Annotated in this window: 23 protein-coding genes, 1 pseudogene and 1 other annotated feature; of the genes and pseudogenes, 17 read left to right on the top strand and 7 right to left on the bottom strand. The window is 49.6% G+C overall.

From position 1 onward, the window contains the following. Positions 1-169 precede the first annotated feature (169 nt). The gene (gene sltY, locus LVQ76_RS06160) at positions 170-2,104 is read left to right on the top strand and encodes a murein transglycosylase (RefSeq protein WP_232921226.1); all 1,935 of its coding nucleotides are present in this window, start codon (positions 170-172) and stop codon (positions 2,102-2,104) included. A gap of 62 nt (positions 2,105-2,166) precedes the next feature. Then, positions 2,167-2,496 (top strand): trp operon repressor, encoded by a 330-nt coding sequence (gene trpR, locus LVQ76_RS06155; protein ID WP_232921225.1) that lies wholly within the window; start codon positions 2,167-2,169, stop codon positions 2,494-2,496. Here the strand turns inward: trpR and yjjX are convergent. Continuing rightward, positions 2,493-3,008, bottom strand: coding sequence for an inosine/xanthosine triphosphatase (yjjX, locus tag LVQ76_RS06150; protein ID WP_232864627.1), 516 nt, complete (start codon positions 3,006-3,008; stop codon positions 2,493-2,495). The genes trpR and yjjX overlap by 4 nt on opposite strands. A gap of 51 nt (positions 3,009-3,059) precedes the next feature. On the opposite strand from yjjX, the gene gpmB reads away from it, so the two are divergent. Then, the gene (gene gpmB, locus LVQ76_RS06145; protein ID WP_232921224.1) at positions 3,060-3,707 is read left to right on the top strand and encodes a 2,3-diphosphoglycerate-dependent phosphoglycerate mutase GpmB; all 648 of its coding nucleotides are present in this window, start codon (positions 3,060-3,062) and stop codon (positions 3,705-3,707) included. On the opposite strand, the gene robA is transcribed toward gpmB, so the two are convergent. Next, positions 3,708-4,577 carry an MDR efflux pump AcrAB transcriptional activator RobA gene (gene robA, locus LVQ76_RS06140; protein WP_034459448.1) on the bottom strand — a complete coding sequence of 290 codons (870 nt, stop codon included), beginning with the start codon at positions 4,575-4,577 and terminating at the stop codon, positions 3,708-3,710. A 208-nt stretch (positions 4,578-4,785) separates the two neighbouring features. Between robA and creA the strand changes: the two genes are divergently transcribed. The 4 genes from creA (at position 4,786) to creD (ending at position 8,838) form a co-directional block, all read left to right on the top strand. After that, on the top strand, positions 4,786-5,256 hold the full coding sequence (gene creA / locus LVQ76_RS06135; RefSeq protein WP_232864625.1) for a protein CreA: 471 nt from the start codon (positions 4,786-4,788) through the stop codon (positions 5,254-5,256). Positions 5,257-5,269: 13 nt separating this feature from the next. Next, positions 5,270-5,965, top strand: coding sequence for a two-component system response regulator CreB (gene creB, locus LVQ76_RS06130; protein WP_232921223.1), 696 nt, complete (start codon positions 5,270-5,272; stop codon positions 5,963-5,965). Continuing rightward, a complete protein-coding gene (gene creC, locus LVQ76_RS06125; protein ID WP_232921222.1) occupies positions 5,965-7,392 on the top strand; it encodes a two-component system sensor histidine kinase CreC in 1,428 nt (475 codons plus the stop codon). The genes creB and creC overlap by 1 nt, the downstream gene beginning before the upstream one ends. A gap of 87 nt (positions 7,393-7,479) precedes the next feature. Continuing rightward, positions 7,480-8,838: a cell envelope integrity protein CreD gene (creD, locus tag LVQ76_RS06120; protein WP_232921221.1), complete on the top strand. Its 1,359-nt coding sequence runs from the start codon at positions 7,480-7,482 to the stop codon at positions 8,836-8,838. A 71-nt stretch (positions 8,839-8,909) separates the two neighbouring features. Here creD and arcA read toward each other — a convergent pair whose 3' ends face one another. After that, positions 8,910-9,626 (bottom strand): two-component system response regulator ArcA, encoded by a 717-nt coding sequence (gene arcA / locus LVQ76_RS06115; RefSeq protein WP_034459438.1) that lies wholly within the window; start codon positions 9,624-9,626, stop codon positions 8,910-8,912. Positions 9,627-9,722: 96 nt separating this feature from the next. Here arcA and yjjY point away from each other — a divergent pair. The 6 genes and pseudogenes from yjjY to thrC all read left to right on the top strand — a co-directional run bounded on the left by yjjY (position 9,723) and on the right by thrC (position 15,988). Next, positions 9,723-9,865 (top strand): annotated as a pseudogene (yjjY, locus tag LVQ76_RS06110) (YjjY family protein). 402 nt (positions 9,866-10,267) lie between these two features. Next, entirely contained in the window at positions 10,268-10,996 is a 729-nt protein-coding gene (locus tag LVQ76_RS06105) for a tRNA/rRNA methyltransferase (protein WP_232904521.1), read from the top strand. A gap of 157 nt (positions 10,997-11,153) precedes the next feature. Further along, entirely contained in the window at positions 11,154-11,222 is a 69-nt protein-coding gene (gene thrL, locus LVQ76_RS06100) for a thr operon leader peptide (RefSeq protein ID WP_072009468.1), read from the top strand. Then, positions 11,161-11,278: a sequence feature (Thr leader region), on the top strand. Its footprint overlaps the gene before it by 62 nt. A gap of 26 nt (positions 11,279-11,304) precedes the next feature. Further along, the gene (gene thrA / locus LVQ76_RS06095; protein WP_232921220.1) at positions 11,305-13,767 is read left to right on the top strand and encodes a bifunctional aspartate kinase/homoserine dehydrogenase I; all 2,463 of its coding nucleotides are present in this window, start codon (positions 11,305-11,307) and stop codon (positions 13,765-13,767) included. A gap of 1 nt (position 13,768) precedes the next feature. Then, entirely contained in the window at positions 13,769-14,698 is a 930-nt protein-coding gene (gene thrB, locus LVQ76_RS06090) for a homoserine kinase (RefSeq protein WP_232921219.1), read from the top strand. 3 nt (positions 14,699-14,701) lie between these two features. Beyond that, complete coding sequence (gene thrC, locus LVQ76_RS06085; RefSeq protein WP_232921218.1) at positions 14,702-15,988, top strand: threonine synthase; 1,287 nt, start codon at positions 14,702-14,704, stop codon at positions 15,986-15,988. Positions 15,989-16,080: 92 nt separating this feature from the next. On the opposite strand, the gene LVQ76_RS06080 is transcribed toward thrC, so the two are convergent. After that, a complete protein-coding gene (locus LVQ76_RS06080) occupies positions 16,081-17,421 on the bottom strand; it encodes an AppA family phytase/histidine-type acid phosphatase (RefSeq protein ID WP_232921217.1) in 1,341 nt (446 codons plus the stop codon). 312 nt (positions 17,422-17,733) lie between these two features. Here LVQ76_RS06080 and LVQ76_RS06075 point away from each other — a divergent pair, with 312 nt between their 5' ends. Further along, positions 17,734-18,030 (top strand): DUF2502 domain-containing protein, encoded by a 297-nt coding sequence (locus LVQ76_RS06075; protein WP_232864615.1) that lies wholly within the window; start codon positions 17,734-17,736, stop codon positions 18,028-18,030. Between the two features lie 32 nt (positions 18,031-18,062). On the opposite strand, the gene yaaA is transcribed toward LVQ76_RS06075, so the two are convergent. Together yaaA and LVQ76_RS06065 are read right to left on the bottom strand one after the other, a co-directional pair. Continuing rightward, entirely contained in the window at positions 18,063-18,836 is a 774-nt protein-coding gene (yaaA, locus tag LVQ76_RS06070; RefSeq protein ID WP_232864614.1) for a peroxide stress protein YaaA, read from the bottom strand. 69 nt (positions 18,837-18,905) lie between these two features. Then, positions 18,906-20,351, bottom strand: coding sequence for an alanine/glycine:cation symporter family protein (locus LVQ76_RS06065; RefSeq protein ID WP_232864613.1), 1,446 nt, complete (start codon positions 20,349-20,351; stop codon positions 18,906-18,908). A gap of 216 nt (positions 20,352-20,567) precedes the next feature. On the opposite strand from LVQ76_RS06065, the gene tal reads away from it, so the two are divergent. The 3 genes from tal to LVQ76_RS06050 all read left to right on the top strand — a co-directional run bounded on the left by tal (position 20,568) and on the right by LVQ76_RS06050 (position 23,669). After that, positions 20,568-21,521 (top strand): transaldolase, encoded by a 954-nt coding sequence (gene tal / locus LVQ76_RS06060; RefSeq protein ID WP_232864612.1) that lies wholly within the window; start codon positions 20,568-20,570, stop codon positions 21,519-21,521. A 110-nt stretch (positions 21,522-21,631) separates the two neighbouring features. After that, entirely contained in the window at positions 21,632-22,219 is a 588-nt protein-coding gene (gene mog / locus LVQ76_RS06055) for a molybdopterin adenylyltransferase (RefSeq protein WP_232921216.1), read from the top strand. Between the two features lie 124 nt (positions 22,220-22,343). Then, a complete protein-coding gene (locus LVQ76_RS06050; RefSeq protein ID WP_064513813.1) occupies positions 22,344-23,669 on the top strand; it encodes an MFS transporter in 1,326 nt (441 codons plus the stop codon). Between the two features lie 55 nt (positions 23,670-23,724). On the opposite strand, the gene satP is transcribed toward LVQ76_RS06050, so the two are convergent. Further along, the gene (satP, locus tag LVQ76_RS06045) at positions 23,725-24,294 is read right to left on the bottom strand and encodes an acetate uptake transporter (RefSeq protein ID WP_151993101.1); all 570 of its coding nucleotides are present in this window, start codon (positions 24,292-24,294) and stop codon (positions 23,725-23,727) included. Positions 24,295-24,301: the final 7 nt, after the last annotated feature.

The following is a 24,301-nucleotide window of genomic DNA, read 5'->3' as shown; positions in this document are numbered from 1 at the left end:
TTTTCAGCAGGTAATCCCAGCAGGGGAAGTAGGATGTGTTACCCGAAACACTCTGGACAGTGTTATACCCAAAATAACGTGCTCTGGCGTGGCGAAACAGCAATAGCAGAGTTAGCATGAAGTAACCAATGGCGGCATGATGCTGCCTGTAAATATGTGAGGAGAACTTGTGGGGAAAGCCAAACAAGTCGCGGGACAATTGCTGGTGGCAATTGTAAGCCTTGCGGCATTAACTCATGCAGTTCGTGCGGACTCGCTCGATGAGCAACGCAGCCGATACGCACAAATCAAACAAGCGTGGGATAGCAAGCAAATGGATGTGGTGCAGCGAATGATGCCCACGTTGCAGGATTATCCTCTCTATCCTTATCTCGAATATCGCCAGATTACAGACGACTTAATGAATGAGCCAACGCTTGTCGTTAGTCGCTTTATTGAGGCAAATCCAACGCTGCCGCCAGCTCGCTCCCTGAAGTCACGCTTTGTGAATGAACTCGCCCGTCGTGAAGACTGGCGTGGCTTGCTGGCATTCAGCCCTGAGCAGCCGGGCACGACCGAATCTAAATGTAATTATTACTACGCGAAATGGAACACCGGCCAGGCGGATGCCGCATGGGTGGGAGCCAAAGATTTGTGGCTGACGGGGAAGAATCTGCCGTCAAGCTGTGACCGTTTATTCTCGGCGTGGCGCTCTTCAGGGACTCAAGATCCGTTGGCCTATCTGGAGCGTATTCGCCTGGCGATGAAAGAGGGCAATACCTCGTTGGTCAATAGCCTCGCAAGCCAAATGCCCGCGGATTACCAAACCATCTCCAGCGCGCTAATAAATCTGCAAAATAACCCCAATTCGGTGCTGACATTTGCCCAAACCGTGGGTGCAACAGACTTTACGCGTCAGGCTGCGGCAATTGCTTTTACCCGAGTGGCCCGGGATGACGTAGAAAATGCGCGCATGATGATCCCGTCACTGGTGCAAGCGCAGCAACTTAATGACTCTCAGGCTCAGGAGCTCAGAGATACCGTCGCCTGGCGCTTGATGGGCAATGATGTTACGGCCGAACAGGCTGCATGGCGCGATGATGCCATTATGCGTTCAGAATCAACGACGCTAGTTGAAAGACGTGTACGTATGGCGCTGGGAACGGGCGATCGTACTGGCCTGAATACCTGGCTTGCGCGTTTACCGATGGAAGCCAAAGAGAAAGATGAGTGGCGTTACTGGCAGGCAGATCTATTGTTGGAACGTGGCCGTGATGTGGAAGCCAAAGAGATCCTACATTCTTTGATGCAGCAACGCGGATTTTACCCAATGGTGGCAGCCCAGCGTTTAGGGGAAGAATACCCATTGCGGGTAGACAAAGCGGTACCGGTCAATCCAGCGCTGGTCCAGGGACCAGAAATGGCGCGAGTTCGCGAGTTAATGTACTGGCAGATGGATAACACTGCGCGCAGCGAATGGGCGAATTTAATCACCAGCCGCAGCAAACCAGAGCAGGAAGGATTGGCGCGTTATGCGTTTGATCAAAACTGGTGGGATCTTAGCGTGCAGGCAACGATCGCCGGGAAGCTTTGGGATCATCTGGAGGAACGTTTCCCTCTGGCGTATAAAGATGTTTTCTCTCGTTATGTGAGCGATAAAGATATCTCGCAAAGCTATGCAATGGCGATTGCGCGTCAGGAAAGTGCCTGGAACCCGAAAGTGAAATCACCTGTTGGAGCCAGCGGCTTGATGCAAGTTATGCCGGCTACGGCTGCGCATACTGTGAAAGTGTTCAACATTCCAGGTTACAGCAGCCCCTCTCAGTTACTCGACCCTGAAACCAATATCAATATTGGTACGACGTATTTGCAGTCCGTCTATCAGCAATTCGAGAACAATAGGATCTTCTCGTCAGCTGCTTATAACGCGGGGCCGGGCCGAGTCAGAACCTGGCTTGGTAACAGTGCAGGGCGCATCGATGCAGTTGCGTTTGTTGAGAGTATTCCCTTCTCAGAAACGCGCGGATATGTGAAAAACGTGCTGGCTTATGATGCGTATTATCAATACTTCATGGGTAAATCCGCACAGTTGCTGACGGACACTGAGTGGCAACGCCGTTATTGATTTTGGGGTGTCCATGTTATGCTATCGTACTAGTTAATTAGTATGAAGTAGGGTGGCATAACATGACTCAGCACTCTCAATACTCGGCAGAACACGCCGAACAAAGCAATCAAGAGTGGCTCCGCTTTGTGGAGTTGCTACAGCAATCGTTTGATAAGCAACTGCATATGCCGTTGTTGATGTTGTTACTGACACCAGACGAACGCACAGCCCTTGGGACTCGTGTCAGAATTGTCGAAGAGTTACTGCGCGGCGAAATGAGCCAGCGTGAGCTTAAAAATGAACTGGGTGCGGGGATTGCGACTATTACCCGTGGCTCAAATAGCTTGAAATCTGCCCCACCAGCGCTGCGTGCGTGGCTGGAGCAGGAATTATTGAGTGCTAGAGATTAACGATAAACGTCGTTATGAAATGGGCTCAAGGCCAGAATAACCGCCTGGTGGTAAACGCTACTGCGAGTTAATTTTCCGGCAGTAAACACGCCAATCGCGCCTTCTTTATTACCAATTTTATCGATACCAGTATAGGCGGACATCACAGGCCCTAATGCTTCGCCTGCACGTACTTTTTCAAGAATGATGGCAGGAAGTGGGAGCGTTGCTGAACGGGCTTCACCACGCTTATTTTGGTTTTCAATCACAACCCAACTGAATGTACTGTCATCATCAATTCCCGCCTCAACCGCCACCCAAAAATCAGCTTCCGGGCGCACCTGACGGGCGTTCATAATTCGGCATCGTGCGCCAGTTCGCGTTTCATGGTTTCCAAATGGCTGTTCAGGCACACCACTATCGACGGCGACGGGTTCAATATGGCAGCATCCCTCCCCATAGATATCGTCGAATGCCTGGTGAATTGCCTGAATTTTGGCTGGATTAGTTGTTGCGCAGACGACATGGTACATAATCAGTGAAACTCTCAAGAAATTGTTGTCGCAGTATAACGGAAAAAACGCATGTTACAGGTATACCTTGTTCGCCACGGCGAAACGCAGTGGAATGCGCAGCGCCGCATTCAGGGCCAGTCAGACAGTGCGCTGACTGAAAAAGGAGAACGCCAGGCCGAGCAGGTGGCCGAGCGAGTTAAAACGTTAGGCATTACGCATGTGATTGCCAGCGATCTGGGGCGTACGCGCCGCACCGCTGAGATAATCGCGCATGCATGTGGTGTGGATGTCACGCTGGATGCGCGTTTACGTGAGCTGGATATGGGTGTGCTAGAACGCCGTAATCTGGACACGCTAAGCGAAGAAGAAGAGAGCTGGCGTCGTCAGTTAGTTAATGGCACCGCTGATGGGCGTATTCCCGAAGGGGAAAGCATGCTCGAGATGAGTGAGCGTATGCACGCGGCTTTAAATGCTTGCCTGGATTTGCCTGCTGGCAGTCGCCCATTGCTGGTGAGCCACGGTATGGCGTTAGGCTGCCTGGTGAGTACGATTCTGGGATTACCGGCCTGGGCTGAACGTCGCTTACGTTTAAGAAACTGTTCAATTTCCCGTGTGGATCACCAGCAAAGCCCGTGGTTGGCTTCCGGCTGGGTGGTTGAAACAGCAGGGGATATCTCGCATTTAGATGCCCCTGCGTTGGATGAACTTCAGCGTTAATTAGCGACGTACAGGAATCAGATACTCACATCTGATCTGCATTGGACGGTCATGAACACGCGCTTCTTCTTGCGGGAAGAAGCGTTCAATATCCTGGCCTTTGCGACGAGTCAGATTCAGGGACGGCATGCAGGTTCCGTAAATGGTCAGGATAAACTCCTGCAAACCCGTGCCCGGCCCTTCGTAGTCGAACTGTACGTAATCCCCACCTTCAAGGCTGACCGGATGAGAGTCGGGTAAGAACCCATTCGCCATTTCAGGTGTTAACGCAGTGGTATAGAAGACTTCTTGCTCGTCGTCTTTCTCGATGCTTGGGCGCGGCTCATGCAAACCGTACAATACGCGCGGCAGTGTCGGAGAATTCCCGAGGAATTGCGTCCAGAACTGGATACGCATTTCATTACGGAAATCAGAGATTTGCTCGAGCGTACAGCTGTAACTTTGCGTGACCCCCACCAAATGGGTTTTTGGCAGAGTGACAAATTGCGCTTGAGGAAGAGTAAACTCATCTAAACGCAACGGTGGACGCATACCGAATGCGCTCCAGTCAGGTGAGCGACGATAGAGTGCCGGTGTTTGGGCAAACTGCTTTTTGAAGGCGCGAGTGAATGTCTGCTGAGAATCAAAGCGATACTGCAAAGCAATATCAAGGATAGGTCGAGCGGTTAGACGCAACGCCACTGCTGACTTTGATAAACGACGTGCGCGGATGTATGCACCGATGGCATGACCCGTAACATCTTTGAACATCCGTTGTAGATGCCACTTGGAATAACCTGCTTTTGCCGCCACATTATCCAGAGACAGTGACTGATCCAGGTGGCCTTCCAGCCAAGTTAATAGATCGCGAATGATCCCTGTCTGATCCATATAATATCCTCATCCTGACACGGTGAGTGCCGTCAATTTGGGCGATGATAGCACTTTTTGTTGTTATGACATTCAGAGTTTTTTTTAACAAGACGTGCCAAAATCAGTTACTCATTCGAACAATTTTATTAATAACGTGATATTTAACGGTTTTTTAGTCCAGGGTGTGAATAGTCGCTTAAGGCAATCATTAACTAATGGTAACAATATGAAATATAAAGTTTTAGTCGCGCTGAGTTCATTGCTGTTTATTTCACTGGGTGTTCGGGCAGAAGTGATCGGCTCAGTCGATACCGTTTTCAAGGTGTTTGGCCCTGACCATAAAATTGTTGTTGAGGCATTTGACGATCCGGATGTTAAAAACGTCACTTGCTATATTAGCCGTGCAAAAACGGGTGGCATTAAAGGTGGGCTAGGGCTAGCAGAAGATACTTCAGATGCGGCGATTTCTTGCCAGCAAGTTGGGCCAGTAGAGCTAAGCGAAAAAATAAAAGCTGGCAAAACTCAGGGTGATGTTGTGTTCCAGAAACGGACATCATTGGTGTTCAAGAAACTGCAAGTCGTGCGTTTCTATGACGCTAAACGTAACACTCTGGCCTATCTGGCGTATTCCGACAAAGTGGTTGAAGGCTCACCAAAAAATGCGCTGAGTGCGGTGCCAATTATGCCGTGGAAGTAACAGGGAGCATGCGATGAACCAGGCCACTATCTGGTTAGTTGAAGATGAAACCAGTATTGCTGATACGTTGATCTACACGTTACAGCAAGAGGGGTTTTCGGTGCGTGCCTTCGATCGCGGTTTGCCTGTGCTGGAAGCTGCACATGAAGAACGCCCGGATCTGGCTATTCTGGATGTTGGCCTGCCTGATATTAACGGCTTTGAATTATGTCGCCGCCTGCTGGCTGATTACCCGGATCTTCCGCTGCTGTTTCTTACCGCGCGCAGTGAAGAAGTTGACAGGCTGATTGGCCTTGAGATTGGCGCTGATGATTACATCGCCAAACCGTTTTCCCCACGTGAAGTTTGCGCGAGGGTTCGAACGGTGCTGCGTCGCCTGCAAAAACAACGGCAGGCTTTAGCCGGGAGCACCCAGCGGATTGGCCTTTTCGAGTTCAATGAAATGGCGGCGCAGATCTCCTGGTGCCAGCAGCCGTTGCAGCTGACTCGCTATGAATACTTGTTATTAAAGACTTTTTTACAGTGGCCTGGTCGAGTATTTTCCCGCCAACAATTGATGGATCTGGTGTGGAGTACTGCCGAAGAAAGTTTTGATCGCACGGTCGACACGCATATTAAAACGCTGCGTGCCAAACTGCGGGCGATCAACCCCGATCTTTCACCGATCAACACGCATCGTGGCTTAGGCTACAGTCTTGGTGTGAATTAATGCGTATCGGGATGCGCCTGCTGCTGGGCTATTTTTTGATTGTGGCGATTGCGGCCTGGTTTGTACTGTCGATCTTTTTACAGGAGGTGAAGCCAGGCGTTCGGCGCGCAACGGAAGGCACGTTAATTGATACCGCTACGTTACTGGCCGAATTTGCTAAAGCCGATATGCTGGCGGGAAATGCACAAAACGGCCAGCTCGCGCAGGCATTCTCCCGCCTTAATCAACACTCCTTCAAGGCCAATATCAGTGGCATTACCAAATCCAAAAATGAATACCGTGTTTATCTAACTGATACGAAAGGTATCGTTTTATTTGATTCCAGCGGCAAAGCAACTGGTGAGGATTACTCGCGCTGGAACGATGTCTGGCTGACGTTACAGGGTAAATACGGTGCACGCAGCACTCCAGTAAACGCTAACAACCCTGAAAGCACCGTGATGTATGTGGCCGCACCCGTGCGTGACGGGCAAAACATCATTGGTGTGTTGAGTGTTGGTAAGCCAAACAGCGCTATGGACCCGGTTATACGCCGCAGTGAGCGGCGCATTCTGTGGGCGGGCGTGGCATTACTGGGCATCGCTTTGCTGATTGGTTTCGGGTTTGTGTTGTGGATTAACCGGGCCATCGGGAAACTGGTTTGCTATGCAGACTCGGTCACCACCGAGCACCCTTTACCGCTACCTAAACCTGGCAGTAGCGAATTGCGTAAGTTGGCGTTGGCGCTGGAAAGTATGCGGCTGAAACTCGAAGGGAAAACGTATATAGAGCAGTACGTTCATGCCCTGACTCATGAGTTGAAAAGCCCGATGGCGGCGATTCGTGGTGCGGCAGAAATTTTACGTGAAGGCCCGCCGCTAGAAATTGTCGAGAAGTTCTCTGCGAACATTCTTCAGCAAAATCTGCGCATGCAACAGCTGGTCGATAATCTATTACGCCAGGCAAAACTGGAAAGCCGGGTTGAAATTACGGCTCAGTCGATAAATCTGCCAGCGTTATTTTCTTCGCTATGCGATAGCCGCGAAGTGCTCGCCCGCAGTAAACAAATCTCGTTAAGAATCGATAAAAATGTTCCCGAAGAGCTTACCGTGGAAGCTGATCCGGCTTTGCTTGAGCAAGCTGTTGGGAATTTGCTGGATAATGCGCTCGATTTTACTCCGCCCGCTGGGGAGGTGGTTTTAAGTATTGAACAACATATTGGACAGATCACTATTTTGGTTTCTGATACAGGAAGCGGGATACCTGATTATGCAAAAGAACGCGTATTCGAACGTTTTTACTCATTGCCGCGCAGCAACGGGCAAAAAAGCAGTGGCTTAGGACTGGCATTTGTTCATGAAGTCGCACGTTTGCATCGTGGAACCATAACTCTTGAGAATCGTCCTGAAGGTGGTGTGCAAGTTCGATTGGCACTGCCTGAAAAATAACTCCCGCACTTCACCGTCCCTTCACATAACTTCATTTAGCCCCCACAAACGCTCGCTATCCTCTGCCCATCAAAAATGGAGGGGATTATGTTTAAATCTGCGTTGTTCTGGAAAGTCATGACCTTGTTGGGATGTATGGTGGTGTTGTTGATTCCCTTAAATATGTTGAGTTCGTTAGTTAATGAACGCAGCAGTTATCGGGATGATGTTGAACAGTCACTGCGCCAAAGTGCCAGTGGGCCGCAAACCATTACTGGTCCACTGATCGCCATCCCCATAACGGAGCTGACGACCGTTATGGAAGACAATAAAGAGATTAAGAAAGAGCGCCGGTTCATTCGTTACTACCTGCCAGAGAACTTGAGTATTGTGGGGAAGCAAACCGTTGAACCACGCCATATCGGTATTTATGAGGGGCAAATCTGGCGCACAGCTATCACGTTTGATGCCACGTTTAATCGCCAATTGCTCTCAAACGAGGTAGGTCCCGATACTCTTATTGGTACGCCATACGTGGTGCTGGCAGTCGGCGACTCACGCGGGATTGGTAAAGTGGGTGAGCTTGATATCAACGGTGAGTCTTATCCGATTGAACCCGGTAGCAACCTGCCAGGAGTGGGGCAGGGGCTACATGCTATTCTCCCTGTAAAACTTCTTCAGGATGAGAAACTCACGCTGCGTTTTAACCTGGATTTGATGGGAACTAAACAGCTTGCCGTCGTGCCTGTTGGGCGTAATAGTCAGTTCAACTTAACCAGCAACTGGCCGCATCCTGGATTTATGGGCGATTTTTTGCCGCAGCAGCGGACTGTCACTGATAGTGGATTTAGCGCCAGCTGGCAAAGCACCTGGTTTGCTAACAATCTGAATACCAGTTTCTATGATGGTCAGCGGGTTGACGTCGACCGTCTGCCAGCTTTTAGCGTCACGGTAGCGAACCCGGTCGACCAGTATCAACTGACTGACCGCGCAGTAAAATATGCCATCCTTCTGATTGGTCTAACATTTATGAGCTTCTTCTTGCTGGAGACACTGACCGGGCTGCGTGTTCACCCGATGCAGTATTTGCTGGTTGGGCTATCGCTCGTGATGTTCTATCTCGTTCTACTGGCCGTATCGGAGCACATTGGATTTAACGGAGCATGGCTGCTGGCGAGCGTGGTTTGTACCGGGATTAACGGTTTTTACCTTAAGGCTGTACTCAATAGCGGGAAAGCGAGTGCAATGTTCACTCTGGGATTATTGATGCTGGATGCGGTGCTCTGGCAACTATTGCAGTCTGAAGACAGTGCTCTGCTGCTCGGAACTGGGGTCCTTTTTGCAGCACTCTCAGCCATTATGTTACTGACACGAAATATCGACTGGTACGGAATGAGAAGAAAAGTGCAGGTGCCAGAAAATGGCGAGATGCAGAAAGATCCGGAGCGGTTCCGCTTGTGGAAATAGATAGATAATCGAGACAAAAGAAAAGGGCGGATTAAAAATCCGCCCTTTCACATTCATGTTTGATTACAGGTTTATTCCTGTAAATCGCCGCAGAAGCGATAACCTTCGCCGTGAATCGTAGCGATGATTTCAGGTGTGTCTGGGGTCGATTCGAAATGCTTACGAATACGACGAATTGTGACGTCAACGGTACGATCGTGCGGCTTCAGCTCACGACCTGTCATCTTCTTCAGCAATTCAGCACGGGACTGAATTTTCCCTGGGTTTTCACAGAAGTGCAGCATGGCGCGGAATTCGCTACGCGGCAACTTGTACTGCTCACCATTTGGACTGACCAATGAACGGCTGTTGATATCCAATTCCCATCCATTGAACTTGTAGCTTTCAACGGAACGACGTTCTTCGCTGATTGCACCCAGGTTCATAGTACGAGACAACAGGTTGCGTGCACGAATAGTCAATTCACGTGGATTGAATGGCTTAGTGATGTAATCATCTGCGCCGATTTCAAGGCCAAGAATTTTATCGACTTCGTTGTCGCGACCCGTCAGGAACATCAATGCCACATTGGCTTGCTCACGCAATTCACGCGCCAGCAGCAGGCCATTTTTGCCTGGCAAATTGATATCCATAATGACCAGGTTGATGTCATTATCGGAAAGGATTTGATGCATTTCAGCGCCATCAGTCGCTTCAAAAACATCATAACCTTCAGCTTCAAAAATGCTCTTTAACGTGTTGCGTGTTACTAATTCGTCTTCGACGATAAGAATATGCGGGGTCTGCATGTTTGCTACCTAAAATTGCCAACTAAATCAAAACAGGAAGTACAAAAGTCCCTGACCTGCCTAATACATGCCAAAAATTAACATGCTGGGCGTAACATGACTAAAGTACGTAATTGCGTTCTTGATGCACTTTCCATCAACGTCAACAACATCATTAGCTTGGTCGTGGGCACTTTTCCCTCTGGACCCGACGGTGTCAAAAACGGTTGTTATCCTATACCATTTTAACAGCAACATAACAGGCAGGACCGCTTTAGACATCTGATAAAACTACGCTTCGTTGACATATATCAAATTCAATTGTAGCACGTTAACAGTTTGATGAAATCATCGTAGCGTTTTGCCACATTTCATCACAATATTTTAATAATATATATAGTTACATGAATTGATTAGTAAAGAACATAAATCAGATTGATGATGGTGTTAATGTGGTTTTTTTGTTATTTAAAACAATGAGATAATGCTTTTTACTGCATCTTTGCTTGCTGGTCAAACCACCAATATGTATTCAAGGTGCTTATGATTCGCATTACATGCATTTTATATACGAATGTTACTTTAATGTAAATTTTTGATGCGTATTATCATTTGAAATTTGTGAATGTCCAATAACGGGCACTTTTTTAAAGAGAGTTTTAATGCGTTTTATAATTATTTTGGTCGCACCAGCCAGAGCTGAAAATGTGGGTGCAGCAGCTAGAGCGATGAAGACCATGGGATTTGCTGATTTGCGTGTGGTTGATAGCGAAGCCGATCGACAACCAGAAGCACGCTGGGTCGCGCATGGTTCTGGTGATGTGCTGGATAATGCACAGCATTTTAATACGCTGGCGGAAGCCTTGCATGATGTCGATTTTACGATTGCAACCACTGCGCGCAGCCGCGCTAAATTTCATTACTACGCCACACCGCAACAATTGGTTCCATTACTTGAAGAAAAGCGTACCTGGGTAGGGACTGCGGCACTGGTGTTTGGTCGTGAAGATTCGGGGCTAACCAATGAAGAACTCGAACTGGCAGATGTTCTGACCGGCGTACCGATGGTTGCGGATTATCCGTCGCTTAACCTTGGCCAGGCTGTAATGGTCTATTGTTATCAGCTCTCAGCACTTATGCAGCTCCCTGCGCCAGAACATGATGTGGTGGATGCCAAACAGCTAAGCGCATTACGTTCTCGTATCACTGCCTTGCTTGAGCGTGTTGAGGCGAGCAGCGACCAAAAAATGGTTGATTGGTTACAGCAGCGTCTTGGCTTGTTAGCGCAGCGAGATACGGCAATGTTGCACCGTTTGCTGCATGATATCGAAAAAAAACTGCCAGAGAATAATGCTGGAAACCGCTTTAAAAGCAGTGAGGATGGGGTGTGATTCCCCCGTTTTTTCAGCGTAATAAGCGCGATTTTTGCTGCTTTTTCAGCGTTCAGAAGCTGTGTCACTAATAGTGGTAAAATTAAAAATAAATTGACTTAGATTGCCGGATACTTTAGTCAATATAGGTAAATCATATTACGAGCACACAACATCCATGATTCGCATCAGCCCAATGACAACAATTATTACAACCACCATTACCACAGGTAACGGTGCGGGCTGACGCATACCAGGAAAAACGAAAAAAGCCCGCACCTAAACAGTGCGGGCTTTTTTTTGGACTAAAAACTCAAGGGTAATAATAAATGCGAGTGTTGAAATTCGGTGGTACTTCAGTGGCAAATGCGGAGCGTTTTCTGCGTGTTGCCGATATCCTGGAAAGCAATGCCAAACAGGGGCAGGTTGCGACCGTGCTGTCTGCCCCGGCGAAAATTACCAATCACCTCGTTGCCATGATTGAAAAAACAATTGGCGGCCAGGATGCCTTACCGAATATCAGCGATGCAGAACGCATTTTCAGCGAACTTCTGAATGGTCTCGCAGATGCACAGCCGGGTTTCCCTGTCGTGCAACTCAAGGGATTTGTTGAGAAGGAGTTTGCGCAGCTAAAGCATGTTCTGCACGGTATCAGCCTGTTGGGGCAATGCCCGGACAGCATCAACGCCGCTATCATCTGCCGTGGCGAAAAGCTCTCTATCGCTATCATGGCTGAATTGCTTAAAGCTCGCGGTCACAATGTGACGGTTATCAATCCGGTAGAGAAACTTCTCGCTGTCGGGCATTACCTTGAATCCACTGTAGATATTACTGAGTCAACTCGTCGCATTGCTGCCAGCCGTATTCCGGCTGACCATATGATCCTGATGGCGGGCTTTACTGCCGGGAACGAAAAAGGCGAGTTAGTCGTTCTGGGTCGTAATGGATCTGACTATTCAGCGGCCGTGCTGGCTGCCTGTTTACGCGCGGACTGTTGTGAAATTTGGACTGATGTTGATGGCGTTTATACTTGCGACCCACGTCAGGTACCGGATGCAAGGCTTCTAAAATCGATGTCGTATCAGGAGGCCATGGAGCTTTCTTACTTCGGCGCCAAAGTTCTTCATCCACGTACTATTTCCCCGATTGCTCAATTCCAAATCCCTTGCCTGATTAAAAACACGGGTAACCCGCAAGCGCCTGGCACTTTAATTGGTGCAGAAAGTGATGAAGATGATCTGCCGGTTAAAGGCATCACTAACCTGAATAATATGGCGATGTTTAACGTTTCAGGCCCAGGAATGAAAGGGATGGTTGGTATGGCGGCACGCGTCTTTGCTGCTATGTCCCGCGCTGGAATTTCGGTGGTGTTGATTACTCAGTCATCCTCTGAATACAGCATCAGCTTCTGTGTGCCGCAGGCGGATTGTGTACGTGCGCGTCGTGCGATGGATGATGAGTTCTATCTCGAACTCAAAGAGGGTCTGCTTGAACCACTGGCGATCATGGAGCATCTGGCCATTATCTCTGTCGTTGGGGACGGTATGCGTACTCTGCGCGGTATTTCCGCTAAGTTCTTCGCAGCCCTTGCCCGCGCCAACATCAATATCGTCGCTATCGCGCAGGGCTCATCCGAGCGTTCTATCTCGGTCGTGGTCAGTAACGACGATGCGGTTACCGGCGTGCGCGTGACTCACCAGATGCTATTCAATACCGACCAGGTTATCGAAGTATTCCTGATTGGCGTGGGCGGAGTGGGTGCTGCATTAGTTGAGCAGGTGAAACGTCAGCAGGCCTGGTTGAAGCAAAAGCATATCGATCTGCGTGTATGTGGAATTGCGAACTCGAAAGCGCTGCTGACCAATATTCACGGCCTGAATCTGGATAACTGGCAGGAAGAGCTGGCCCAGGCGAAAGAGCCGTTCAACCTTGGGCGTCTGATTCGTCTGGTAAAAGAGTATCACTTGCTGAACCCGGTGATTGTTGACTGTACTTCCAGCCAGGCGGTTGCCGACCAGTATGCTGACTTCCTTGGTGAAGGTTTCCACGTAGTGACGCCGAATAAGAAGGCGAACACCTCGACCATGAACTACTACCACCAGATGCGTAACGCGGCGGCAAAATCACGCCGTAAATTCCTTTACGATACCAACGTAGGGGCCGGTCTGCCGGTTATCGAAAACCTGCAAAATTTGCTTAATGCAGGTGACGAGTTACAACGTTTCTCTGGCGTTCTTTCGGGTTCTCTGTCGTTTATTTTTGGCAAGCTGGACGAGGGTATGAGCCTTTCAGAAGCAACAAAAGTTGCCCGTGAAATGGGTTATACCGAACCCGATCCGCGTGATGATCTTTCTGGTATGGATGTGGCGCGTAAGCTGTTAATTCTGGCGCGTGAAACCGGCAGTAATTTTGAGCTTTCGGATATCATCATTGAGCCAGTATTACCTGAATCCTTTGATTCTACAGGTGATGTCGAGTCGTTCATGGCGCGCTTACCGCAGTTGGATGATGAGTTCTCTGCGCAAGTTGCAAAAGCCCGTGATGAAGGAAAAGTGCTGCGTTATGTTGGCGTGATTGAAGAAGACGGTAGCTGTAAAGTTAAAATTGATGCGGTGGATGGCAACGACCCATTGTATAAAGTTAAAAATGGCGAAAATGCGTTGGCCTTCTACAGCCATTATTACCAGCCTTTGCCGTTAGTCCTGCGTGGTTACGGAGCAGGGAATGATGTGACTGCTGCCGGTGTTTTCGCCGACTTATTGCGCACTTTGTCATGGAAGTTAGGAGTTTAAGATGGTTAAAGTATACGCCCCGGCTTCCAGTGCCAATATGAGCGTCGGGTTTGATGTTCTGGGCGCAGCCGTATCGCCGATAGATGGCTCGCTGCTTGGGGATTACGTGACTGTCGAAGCGGCAGACACTTTTAGTTTGAACAACATCGGGCGCTTCGCCAGCAAATTGCCAGACGAGCCGCGCGAAAACATCGTTTATCAATGCTGGGAGCGTTTCTGCCAGGAGATCGGCAAAAATATTCCTGTGAAGATGACTCTGGAAAAGAGCATGCCGATTGGTTCCGGCCTCGGTTCCAGCGCTTGTTCAGTGGTCGCAGGCCTGATGGCGATGAACGAATACTGTGGCAAACCATTGAGCGACACGCGTTTACTGAGCTTGATGGGCGAGCTGGAAGGGCGCATTTCAGGCAGCGTTCATTATGATAACGTAGCTCCGTGTTTCCTCGGTGGCATGCAGCTGATGATTGAAGAAAATGGCATCATCAGCCAGTCTGTACCGGGTTTTGATGAATGGCTTTGGGTGCTTGCGTATCCGGGGATTAAAGTCTCTACCGCAGAAGCACGAGCCATTCTGCCGGCGCTTTATCGCCGCCAGGATTGTATTAGTCATGGTCGCCATCTGGCGGGCTTCATTCACGCATGCCACACCCGCCAGCCACAGCTTGCGGCAAAACTGATGCGTGATGTGATTGCTGAGCCGTATCGCGCTAAATTGCTGCCGCGCTTTAACGAGGCACGCCAGGCTGCTGCAGATATTGGTGCGCTGGCGAGTGGTATTTCGGGCTCTGGCCCAACTCTATTTGCGCTGTGCGATAACACTGATACCGCACAACGCGTGGCTGACTGGCTCAGCCAACACTATTTGCAGAACCTGGAAGGTTTTGTACATATTTGCCGTCTGGATACGGCGGGCGCACGAGTTCTGGGATAACGCATGAAACTGTATAACCTTAAAGATCATAACGAGCAGGTCAATTTTGCCCAGGCGATTGTGCAGGGGTTGGGTAAACAGCAGGGGCTGTTTTTTCCACATGATTTGCCGGAATTTGAACTGACAGAAATAGACGAAATGCTGAAAATGGATTTCGTCTCCCGCAGCAGCAAAGTTTTGTCTGCTTTCCTCGGTGATGAAATTCCGCAGGAAGTCCTCGAAGAGCGCGTGCGTGCGGCCTTCGCTTTCCCTGCACCAGTTAAAAGCGTTGAGCCGGACATCGGCTGTCTTGAGCTGTTCCATGGCCCGACGCTGGCATTTAAAGATTTTGGCGGCCGTTTTATGGCGCAGATGCTGACGCATATCAGCGGTGACAAACCGGTTACGATTCTGACTGCAACGTCTGGTGATACTGGTGCTGCGGTTGCGCATGCATTTTATGGCCTGAAAAACGTGCGCGTCGTGATTCTGTATCCGCGCGGCAAAATCAGCCCATTGCAGGAAAAACTGTTCTGTACGCTGGGCGGCAATATTGAAACCGTCGCGATTGATGGAGATTTTGATGCCTGCCAGGCGCTGGTGAAACAAGCGTTTGATGATGAAGAGCTGAAAGTGGCGCTGGGGTTAAACTCTGCCAACTCTATCAACATCAGCCGTTTACTGGCGCAGATTTGCTACTACTTTGAAGCTGTTGCTCAACTGCCTCAGGAAGCACGCAACCAGTTGGTGGTTTCCGTGCCAAGCGGCAACTTTGGTGATTTGACGGCTGGCCTGCTGGCAAAATCACTTGGCCTGCCAATCAAGCGCTTTATTGCGGCGACCAACGCGAACGATACCGTTCCACGTTTCTTAGCTAACGGCGAATGGACCCCGAAAACGACTGTGGCGACGCTTTCTAACGCCATGGATGTCAGCCAGCCAAACAACTGGCCGCGCGTGGAGGAGTTGTTCCGCCGTAAAACCTGGCGTTTGACCGATCTGGGCTATGCGACCGTGACTGACGAGACCACCAAAGCCACCATGCAAGAGCTGAAAGCTGTGGGCTATGTTTCTGAACCACACGCTGCTATCGCTTACCGTGCACTGCGCGACCAACTCCAGCCGGGAGAATATGGTCTGTTCCTCGGGACTGCACACCCAGCGAAATTCAAAGAAAGCGTAGAAGAGATCCTGGGCGAAACTCTGCCACTGCCTGCAGAACTTGCTGAGCGTGCTGACTTACCGCTGCTCTCCCATAATCTGCCAGCAGATTTTGCCGCGCTGCGTAAATTGATGATGAGCAAAGCGTAAGTTTTTCGGCTGTCGCCGCGCTAATCCGACCCGGGAAGCTATAAAGTAATGCCGTTCGCTTAATCGCGAGCGGCATTTTTTTCGTCGGATATTTACTGTAGCTGGCAGCCTGGTTCCTCGCTTTGGCTAACTACTCGTGTGAATGTTGTCAGCGGGCAATATCCTTCAGCCGTCTGGTCACTACAGCCAGGAATTTTTAGCTGCACACTTCCTGCGGGTTCCTGAAGGCTAAGCGGTGTTTGAGCGCGCAACTGCTCGAGTGTCTGATACACCATACTCACGCTAACATATTGTTTCCCGGCTTTATCCGCCAAACGCTCAAAGACTAAAGCGCCGCCCGGAGGGGTGTTATCGGGTTGTCCTGGTAGCGTCCAGCGCATGTTGAGCATGCCTGCGATATTGGCAATATTGGTATCGTGCCCGGCAATAAACAGGATCTTATTGTCCGGCGAGATATCAGGCAGCTTGCTTGCGGTGGCGTTCGGGTCCAGCGCGTTGCTGATGGTCTGCAATAAAGGCGTCCCGTTATGTCTGGCGATATAAGGCGTGCGTGCCATCAAATCAAATTGGGTGTTATGCAGTTTCAGCAACTCCGCCCACTGTTGCTCTGAATGAATATTCCCCCAAGCCGCTTGCGGCATCCCTTGCGCATATTCCAGCAGGAAAATTTCAGCAAGTGTGGATGACAGGCCAACGGCCCCATCGAGAGAAACTTTGTTGCCATTATCTTTTATCGAAAGCTTGCTCGGCATGGATTGCCCTAAATCACAGCTTTTATCCACACTATGTTTCTGACACCAGGCAGAATTTGCAAAGTTGAGGGTAGTGTTCATCAAGGCCAGGGATGGAAGATAGTGTTGGTTCAGATTATCAATCGGGGTTTGCGCCTGCTTTTCAACGGCCTGTTGAATCTGATTTTTCTCCATTGAACAGATACCCGCTTTCACCGGGTGGAACAAAGGATCGGCCTTTTCAAGATTCTGCTGGTGATGAATAGTCAAACCACATTGCGGGGCAAGCCCTGCCAGGAAAGCTTCGCCCGTTTTAAGCGTGCGCTGATCAACGTCTGCCCAGACATAAACTGAGTTCGGAGCAGGGCAATTTTCCTGCGATAAAATCCCCTGTTGTTGAAACTTCTCGCGATAAAAACCGCCCATCAGGCTAATCAGATGCTCTCCGCGTGGCGTGATATAACCCAGTTTTACCGGCCATTCTGGCCAGCTATTGGGAGTAACATCACGCATGGTTTGTGTCATCTTGGTTGGTGACCGCACACCGTGGCGGCTGAGGATAACCACTTTTTCAACCTGGTAGCCTGAAGCGGGAGTGTCGTTGGCATATGCCGTCGAGCCTAATGAAAATGTGGTGCCGAGTGCGACGAGCAGACCATTGCGAAGCGTTAGTTTTTGGCGTTTAAACGCAGATATTTTCATCTACAGCCTCTTTATTTTTGGCGTGTTAAAGCTGGATCTTCAGTTCGACAAATATACTCCAGAAGCAAAGGGGTAACGTCGAGTTCGTCTCGTTGTTGTATTCGTTCACAAAAGAAAATCCACACAGGCATATGAATTTAGTGACCAGAATCATGGAGGAAATGTGCGGGAAACAAGGAGGGAAAATGTAGGAATTCCCATTAAATGCGGGCAATCTGAGATTAGGATTGCGGAGAATAACAACCCCATGCTGTCAGGCATATGCTCTCTTCAACGACCTATAATGGGCATGAATGCAGTAAGGAGTAGCTTATGTTGAAATCAATTGTTCTCGCATTATCGATTCTGGTAGTCGCTCCGCTGGCTGCGCAGGCTTCAGAAATTACGCTAATTCCAGCGGTGAAACTGCAAATTGGCGACCAGGATCGGGGCGGTAATTACTGGGACGGTGGCCACTGGCGGGACCGTGGCTGGTGGAACGACCACTATGAATGGCGTGATAACAGATGGCATCCGCATGACCATCATGACGAGCGCCATGACCATGACCACCATGATAAGGACCACCATGATAACGGCAATCACTATGGCCAATACAAACATCACTAAGCAAAACGCCAGCATTGTGCTGGCGTTTAGTTTTACTGTTCGTGACGCTTGAATACCAATTCATGTTTACCGGAAGCCGCTTCATCAAAGAAGTAGCCATCAGTGTTAAAGCCCGTTAGCTGCTCAGGTTTAGTCAGGCGATTTTGAATGATGTAGCGGCTCATCAGGCCACGGGCTTTCTTGGCATAGAAACTAATGACTTTAAATTTGCCATTTTTCTCATCAAGGAACACCGGCTTGAAGATTTCTGCGTTGAGCTTTTTCGGTTTAACCGATTTGTAGTATTCATCTGAAGCCAGGTTAATCACAACATTGTCACCCTGAGCTTCCAGCGCCTGGTTCAATTTTTCGGTGATGGTGTCACCCCAGAAATGATACAGATCTTTACCCTGCGGGTTCTCAAGCTTAATGCCCATCTCCAGACGATATGGCTGCATTAGGTCAAGTGGGCGCAATACGCCGTACAACCCGGAAAGCATCCGTAAATGCTGCTGGGCGAAATCGAAATCTGCATCGCTAAACTCTTCAGCCTGCAACCCTGTATACACATCACCTTTAAACGCCAGAATCGCCTGACGCGCATTTTGTGGGGTGAATTCCGGGTGCCATTCGTGAAAACGGGTTTCGTTTAGCGAAGCCAGTTTGTCGCTGATATGCATCAGGGATGAGATTTGCGGGGCGCTAAGTTTACGCGCCACGGCAATCAGCTGTTGGGAATAGTCCAGCAGCTCGGGCTGTGTAAAGCGATCGGTAGGAAGATCGCTTTGATAATCCAGTGTTTTTGCAGGTGAAATTAGAATTAGCATATCTGTTCCTTGCCGATTAATGCCCACTACTGTAGCAAATTTACTGAAAGTATTAGCCGATGGTTGCGATTAGCGCCTGGTTTCAGGTGGTTCCGGATTGTCCCAGATGCCCGGTGCCAGCTGGCTTTTAATTTCCGGAAAGCGATTCGGGTCGAAAACGGGGGTTTCACCTAACTTTAACTGCCGCAGGTAATCGATACTCAGATCGCGGGCGATAGGCGAAAGCAGCAGAATTGCCGTGAGGTTAGTGACAGCCATAAACGCCATTGCTACGTCTGCCATTTGCCAGACTAATGGCAATGGGGAAAGGGTGCCAAACATCACCATTACCAGTGCCAGGCAACGGAATAACACAGTAGCAAAAGGGCTCTTTTGTTGTAAAAACAGAAGGTTGTTTTCTGCGTAAGCGTAGTTGGCGACAATCGATGTAAATGCAAATAGCATAACAATGAGAGCGATGAATCCCGTTCCCCACGACCCCACTACACTACTAAGTGCTTGTTGTACCAGCATTATGCCGTTCATGTCAGGGCTTGCCGTATCCAGAATGCCCGAAAACAGGATAATCCCGGCGGTGGCTGAGCAGATGATTATTGTATCAATCAACACACCAAACATTTGCACCAACCCTTGTGATGCGGGATGTGGTGGCCATGTCGCAGCAGCCGCTGCAGCGTTAGGTGAAGAACCCATGCCAGCTTCGTTAGAAAACATGCCGCGCTGAAAACCGGTGGTGATTGCCTGACTAATTGTGAATCCCAGGGCTCCTGATGCCGCTTCTTGCCAGCCGAACGCGCTTTTGAACACCAGCGAAACCACTTCAGGTAAACGCTCGATATTCATTGCCATGACGACCAGGCTCATCAACACCCAGATAAGTGCCATAAATGGAACCAACCATTGGGCGATGCGCGCGGTGCCACGCATTCCACCCCAAATTACACCGGCTGTTAAGACAACAAGCCCGATGCCAACCCAGGTTTTGGGAATTCCGAAAGCGTTATTCACGGCATTGGCGATGGAGTTCGCTTGCACCGCATTGAAGATCAAACCAAAGGCTATCATCAGGAAGATGGAGAACATCACCCCCATCCAGCGCATTCCCAGCCCACGTTCCATATACCACGCCGGACCACCGCGATAATTGCCTTCGCTATCACGCGTTTTATAAAGCTGGGCGAGGGTGCATTCGGCAAAAGAAGTCGCCATTCCGAGCATGGCTACGACCCACATCCAGAAAATAGCACCAGGTCCACCGAGTGTAAGAGCAAGCGCCACGCCAGAAAGATTACCGCTACCTACACGTGCAGCGAGGCTTGTGCAGAGCGCCTGAAATGAGGATATTCCGGAAGGATCTTTATTTTTATTCGCCAGAATTATGCTTCGAAGCTGGGTCAAATAGCGGAATTGTACAAAACCACAGCGCCAGGTGAACCAAAGGCCTGCGCCGACTAACAAATAAATGAGGATGGAACCCCATAGTATCTCATTGATAAACAGAAAAAAATCTGCCATTAACATCCCTCGTTTGCATGCGTTGTGAGCACAGCTAATGCGCGGTGGTCGCGCATGATCCTTTAGATTGCAGGCAAATAATACACGGTATTTATCAGTTTCGCGTTCAGTTCCTGCCGATGTGTTGCTGCGGTTGCACCTGAATTGCGTCGTGATATCATCAAGCCAGACCGGTTACATCCCCCTAACAAGTTACATCTAATGAGAAACACTATCATGACGGATAAATTGACCTCCCTGCGTCAGCTAACCACAGTAGTTGCGGACACCGGGGATATTGCGGCAATGAAGCTGTATCAACCGCAAGATGCCACCACTAACCCATCTCTGATCCTGAACGCTGCGCAAATTCCTGAATATCGCAAACTGATTGATGATGCGATTGCATGGGCGCGTGAGCAGAGCAGTGATCATGCACAACAGGTTGTGGATGCGACTGACAAGCTGGCGGTGAATATTGGTCTGGAAATCCTGAAACTGATCCCAGGTCGTATTTCTACTGAAGTTGATGCGCGTCTGTCTTATGACACCGATGCCAGCATCACTAAAGCAAAACGTCTGATCAAAATGTACAACGATGCGGGTATCAGCAACGACCGTATCCTGATCAAACTGGCTTCTACCTGGCAGGGCATCCGTGCTGCTGAGCAGCTGGAAAAAGAAGGCATCAACTGTAACCTGACTCTGCTGTTCTCCTTCGCTCAGGCTCGCGCTTGTGCTGAAGCAGGTGTGTTCCTGATCTCTCCATTCGTAGGCCGTATCCTCGACTGGTACAAAACGAACACCGATAAGAAAGAGTACGCACCGCATGAAGATCCAGGTGTGGTTTCTGTTTCTGAAATCTACCAGTACTACAAAGAACACGGCTATGAAACCGTGGTTATGGGCGCAAGCTTCCGTAACCTGGGCGAAATCATCGAACTGGCTGGCTGTGACCGTCTGACCATCGCACCTGCTCTGCTGAAAGAGCTGGCTGAAAGCGAAGGTACTGTTGAGCGTAAACTGTCTTACACTGGTGACGTGAAAGCACGCCCAGAGCGTATGACTGAATCCCAGTTCCTGTGGAGCCACAACCAGGATCCAATGGCAGTTGATAAACTGGCTGACGGCATCCGTAAGTTTGCTATCGACCAGGAAAAACTGGAAAAAATGATCGGCGACCTGCTGTAATCATGACGTGTGGCAGGCTGCGCCCTGCCACGCTTTTTAGTGTTTCACCTCTGTCTGCTACTCCCTCCACCGTGTATCATTCCGTTAAGTTTTGACTGTCCGGGAATGATATGAATACCTTACGCATTGGCTTAGTTTCCATCTCCGACCGCGCTTCGAGCGGTGTATATCAAGATAAAGGCATTCCGGCGCTTGTTGACTGGCTGGAGCGCACCATAACGACTCCTTTCCAAATTGAAACGCGCTTAATTCCTGATGAACAACCGCTTATTGAACAGGCGCTGTGTGAGCTGGTGGATGAAATGGCGTGTCATTTGGTGTTAACCACTGGTGGTACAGGCCCGGCACGCCGCGATGTCACTCCTGATGCAACGCTTGCGATTGCTGACCGCGTGATGCCTGGCTTTGGCGAGCAGATGCGCCAGATAAGTCTACAGTTTGTGCCGACGGCGATTCTTTCGCGCCAGGTGGGCGTCATTCGCAAGCAGGCACTCATTCTGAATTTACCTGGGCAGCCGAAGTCCATCCAGGAAACTCTGGAAGGCGTAAAAGGCGCTGACAATAAGGTGGTAGTGCCGGGGATTTTTGCAAGTGTACCGTATTGTATACAGTTATTAGATGGTCCTTACATTGAAACAGATAGCTCTGTGGTAGCAGCTTTTCGCCCTAAGAGTGCCATTCGCGATACAAACTCCTAAAACCAAGTTGTTTGCGGTATAAGATGTAGTCACTCTGGCATGTGGAGTGTGGTTCGTTATAGTGAATTTGCTTTACAGCAAAATGGAAGCTAATAACCACACTCTACTCTGGAAGCAGGCTCTTATGGCACAACAACTCAATTCAACACATCGCACCAGGCCCCTGAATCGTCAGGATTACAAAACCCTGACCCTTGCCGCTTTGGGCGGTGCGCTCGAATTCTACGACTTCATCATTTTCGTCTTTTTTGCCACCGTTGTTGGGGCGCTTTTCTTCCCGGCCGATATTCCCGAGTGGCTTCGTCAGCTACAAACATTTGGTATCTTTGCCGCAGGCTATCTGGCTCGTCCGCTGGGTGGGATCATCATGGCGCACTTCGGCGACCTGGTTGGTCGTAAAAAAATGTTCACTTTGAGCATTTTACTGATGGCGCTGCCAACGCTTGCGATAGGGATGTTGCCGACCTATGAAACGTTGGGTATCGCGGCACCTGTATTATTGCTGCTGATGCGCGTTCTTCAGGGGGCGGCAATCGGTGGTGAAGTGCCCGGAGCATGGGTATTTGTCGCAGAACACGTTCCCTATAAACGTATTGGTATTGCATGTGGCACCTTAACAGCTGGTTTAACTGCCGGTATTTTGTTGGGTTCCGTGGTTGCTACCATCATTAATACCTCTATGACCCAGCAAGCGATTCACGATGGTGGCTGGCGTATACCGTTCTTCCTCGGTGGGATTTTCGGCCTGGTGGCGATGTATTTGCGCCGCTGGTTGCAAGAAACTCCCATCTTCCTTGAGATGCAACAACGCAAAGCGCTGGCAGAAGAGTTGCCGTTGAAATCGGTCATCGCAAACCATAAAAAAGCGGTTGTGATTTCGATGCTGCTGACATGGTTGTTGTCGGCGGGGATTGTAGTGGTCATTTTGATGGCGCCAACCTGGCTGCAAAAACAGTTGGGTATTGCGCCCGCACTGACGCTTCAGGCGAACAGTATCGCCATCGTCATGTTGTGTATTGGTTGTATTCTGGCTGGGCTGATTATTGACCGTATCGGTGCCAGCAAAACCTTTACTTTCGGCAGCTTGTTATTAGCCGTGTGCAGTTGGATGTTCTATCACCTGACGGCAATTTATCCTGAATATCTTTTCTTATTCTATGGGCTTGCTGGTTTGAGCGTTGGTGTTGTGGGGGCAGTGCCGTTTGTGATGGTGCGTGCGTTCCCGGCGGAAGTGCGTTTTAGCGGCATCTCGTTCTCTTACAATATGTCGTATGCCATTTTTGGTGGGCTGACGCCAATCTTTGTCACGATGTTATCTGCCATATCACCAATGGGACCTGCCTGGTATGTGCTGGCGCTGGCAATGGTTGGGCTGGGATTGGGGATTTGGTTACGCAAAGATTTAACGCATGAAGATAAGGTGGTTGAAAGGCCGCTGCAACATTCATAAAAAAACGCGGAGGCTAGCCTCCGCGTTTTTGTTTTCTTACACGTGAGTGCAGGAATTAGTGTTTTTCACCAATAGGCAGCACGGTACGGCCAAACTGCTCATTGAGCACTTCGCCCATTGCCAGATAAATGGCGCTTGCACCACAAACCAGGCCAATCCAACCCGCAACGCGAACGATGCTTTCGTTATCTACCAGGTGGCCAATAGCCAGCAGGGCAAACAGGACGGTCAGGCTACCAAACACGAACTGCAGCATACGTGGCGCTGAAGCCAGGGTGCCGAAGAACATGAACAGTGTGAATACGCCCCACAGACCGAGGTATGCACCGAGGAAGTGTGCGTTCGCAGCATCTGCAAGACCCATCTTAGGCATGATCAGAATGGCGACCAGAGTCAGCCAGAAAGAGCCATAAGAAGTGAAAGCTGTCAGGCCGAAAGTATTACCTTTCTTAAATTCCAACAGGCCGGCAAAAATTTGTGCGATACCACCGTAGAAAATGCCCATTGCAAGGATGTTGACATCAAAAGGGAAGATGCCGGTGTTATGCAGGTTGAGCAGAATGGTGGTCATGCCGAAGCCCATCAAGCCCAGGGGAGCTGGATTAGCCAACTTAGTGTTGCCCATAGTTCCT

It is taken from the genome of Buttiauxella cochleicola, from assembly GCF_021283185.1.
GTDB classification, from domain to species: Bacteria; Pseudomonadota; Gammaproteobacteria; order Enterobacterales; family Enterobacteriaceae; genus Buttiauxella; species Buttiauxella massiliensis.
This window is presented reverse-complemented; position numbering and strand designations above follow the sequence as displayed.

What these genes read in the sequence shown, in the direction of transcription:
- trpR (WP_232921225.1), top strand. Translation starts at nt 2,167, where the DNA reads ATGACTCAGCACTCTCAATACTCGGCAGAACACGCCGAACAAAGCAAT.
- yjjX (WP_232864627.1), bottom strand. Translation starts at nt 3,008, where the DNA reads ATGTACCATGTCGTCTGCGCAACAACTAATCCAGCCAAAATTCAGGCA.
- gpmB (WP_232921224.1), top strand. Translation starts at nt 3,060, where the DNA reads ATGTTACAGGTATACCTTGTTCGCCACGGCGAAACGCAGTGGAATGCG.
- robA (WP_034459448.1), bottom strand. Translation starts at nt 4,577, where the DNA reads ATGGATCAGACAGGGATCATTCGCGATCTATTAACTTGGCTGGAAGGC.
- creA (WP_232864625.1), top strand. Translation starts at nt 4,786, where the DNA reads ATGAAATATAAAGTTTTAGTCGCGCTGAGTTCATTGCTGTTTATTTCA.
- creB (WP_232921223.1), top strand. Translation starts at nt 5,270, where the DNA reads ATGAACCAGGCCACTATCTGGTTAGTTGAAGATGAAACCAGTATTGCT.
- creC (WP_232921222.1), top strand. Translation starts at nt 5,965, where the DNA reads ATGCGTATCGGGATGCGCCTGCTGCTGGGCTATTTTTTGATTGTGGCG.
- creD (WP_232921221.1), top strand. Translation starts at nt 7,480, where the DNA reads ATGTTTAAATCTGCGTTGTTCTGGAAAGTCATGACCTTGTTGGGATGT.
- arcA (WP_034459438.1), bottom strand. Translation starts at nt 9,626, where the DNA reads ATGCAGACCCCGCATATTCTTATCGTCGAAGACGAATTAGTAACACGC.
- LVQ76_RS06105 (WP_232904521.1), top strand. Translation starts at nt 10,268, where the DNA reads ATGCGTTTTATAATTATTTTGGTCGCACCAGCCAGAGCTGAAAATGTG.
- thrA (WP_232921220.1), top strand. Translation starts at nt 11,305, where the DNA reads ATGCGAGTGTTGAAATTCGGTGGTACTTCAGTGGCAAATGCGGAGCGT.
- thrB (WP_232921219.1), top strand. Translation starts at nt 13,769, where the DNA reads ATGGTTAAAGTATACGCCCCGGCTTCCAGTGCCAATATGAGCGTCGGG.
- thrC (WP_232921218.1), top strand. Translation starts at nt 14,702, where the DNA reads ATGAAACTGTATAACCTTAAAGATCATAACGAGCAGGTCAATTTTGCC.
- LVQ76_RS06080 (WP_232921217.1), bottom strand. Translation starts at nt 17,421, where the DNA reads ATGAAAATATCTGCGTTTAAACGCCAAAAACTAACGCTTCGCAATGGT.
- LVQ76_RS06075 (WP_232864615.1), top strand. Translation starts at nt 17,734, where the DNA reads ATGTTGAAATCAATTGTTCTCGCATTATCGATTCTGGTAGTCGCTCCG.
- yaaA (WP_232864614.1), bottom strand. Translation starts at nt 18,836, where the DNA reads ATGCTAATTCTAATTTCACCTGCAAAAACACTGGATTATCAAAGCGAT.
- LVQ76_RS06065 (WP_232864613.1), bottom strand. Translation starts at nt 20,351, where the DNA reads ATGGCAGATTTTTTTCTGTTTATCAATGAGATACTATGGGGTTCCATC.
- tal (WP_232864612.1), top strand. Translation starts at nt 20,568, where the DNA reads ATGACGGATAAATTGACCTCCCTGCGTCAGCTAACCACAGTAGTTGCG.
- mog (WP_232921216.1), top strand. Translation starts at nt 21,632, where the DNA reads ATGAATACCTTACGCATTGGCTTAGTTTCCATCTCCGACCGCGCTTCG.
- LVQ76_RS06050 (WP_064513813.1), top strand. Translation starts at nt 22,344, where the DNA reads ATGGCACAACAACTCAATTCAACACATCGCACCAGGCCCCTGAATCGT.
- satP (WP_151993101.1), bottom strand. Translation starts at nt 24,294, where the DNA reads ATGGGCAACACTAAGTTGGCTAATCCAGCTCCCCTGGGCTTGATGGGC.